We start from the raw sequence: 1,298 nt of genomic DNA on the forward strand, positions 1-1,298 counted from the left end.
CCAGATGCGATCGAACCGCTCAACTGCGAGCACGCGGCGCCCGGCGAAATCGATGATGCTTGATTTGGCGACAGGCAAGCCGAGTGCCGCAACCAGCTCAAGGCACAGATGCTCGTTTTCAACGCTGCCGGTCAGGTCGATTCCGTTCGGCAACTTCCCGATCTGCGGCTTGATAATGTGCGTAGTTGCGGTCGTGCCATGAGGCACGTGCCACTTGTCTTTCCAGTAAAGCAGCGCTGTCTTTTCCTGCGCGCCCGCGAGAGAAATGCGGAAGTCCTGGTCGGGGCCGATGCCGAGCGGATTGCTGGCAAGGTTGCCGAGAATGGCGGCGATCTCCTGATCGCTAGCGGCGCGGCCATCAATGGCGCCGGCGCCCCCGGGTGCGGCACTGTCGGGAAGGAATTGCAGCGCCCCGATGCAATCGCGGCCGATGGCGGAGAGCAGGCTGTAAGCATCGGCGCCATCAGCATGCGCGCGTTCGGCGACGCGTCGGCGGATGTCGTCATTATCGGGCAGAAGATTGTCAAAAACAGCGACGACGGGATCGCCGATATAACGATCCTCCCGCAATGGCAGCGACACGGAAACGGGGATGGCATTTTCCCACGCGAGCCACTGCTTGTCATACTGGAAATCGATTGCGCCACTGCTCTCGCGCCGCAGCCGCCCGACCAGCCGTGCGTTGAGGTAGACGTTGAGCGGCGCACGGGCAGGGCGACGCGCCATCAGAACAGATCCTCAATCGCTTCAGCCGTCAATTTGGTGCGCGGCCGGATGACCAGCTCGAGGTCGAGCGCGGCCAGCGCATCCATCAAGATGCGCAGCTGCGTTGCAGGTTCACCGGCCTCCAGCTTCGAGACCGTCGCTTGACGCGCATGCATCTTCTCACCGAGGTCCCCCTGGGTGAGCTTCTTCTGCCGCCGGTAGCGCCTGATCCCGGCGCCGATTTGCTGGGGGGTGCGGGCAATCGTATCCATAAAGGCATGATACGCAAACGCGTATAATTTGTCAATATACGCGACCGCGAATATCTACAGATCATACGCTTTCGCGTATACTAGGCATATTGAAATTACTAAAAAGCTAAAGCTGATGATCGATGTAGAGCTGGGCTCGAATCTGCCGGTGGGCGAGAGAGCCTCCTCGACATGTCGAACGTTCGTATCACTATCGTGCCAAGCAACTCCTTGTATCCATTTTGCCGCAACAGTAACAACAACAAATTCAATGACTTGAGGCCGGATTGTTCCCGATCTGAGACCGGACCCTAGTACCCGGAATCAGAGCTGAGTGATACG

Annotated in this window: 2 protein-coding genes; both read right to left on the bottom strand. The window is 58.9% G+C overall.

The features are described from left to right. The coding region (locus tag IC66_RS0141405) for a HipA N-terminal domain-containing protein (protein WP_038951318.1) at nt 1-726 on the bottom strand (726 nt) is incomplete at its 3' end. After that, entirely contained in the window at nt 726-977 is a 252-nt protein-coding gene (locus tag IC66_RS0141410; RefSeq protein ID WP_011084786.1) for a helix-turn-helix domain-containing protein, read from the bottom strand. The genes IC66_RS0141410 and IC66_RS0141405, both read right to left, overlap by 1 nt. Nucleotides 978-1,298 lie beyond the last annotated feature (321 nt).

This window comes from Bradyrhizobium genomosp. III, from assembly GCF_000261705.1.
GTDB classification, from domain to species: domain Bacteria; phylum Pseudomonadota; class Alphaproteobacteria; order Rhizobiales; family Xanthobacteraceae; genus Bradyrhizobium; species Bradyrhizobium ottawaense.

Coding starts and splice junctions, on each gene's coding strand:
- IC66_RS0141410 (WP_011084786.1), bottom strand. CDS start 977: ATGGATACGATTGCCCGCACCCCCCAGCAAATCGGCGCCGGGATCAGG.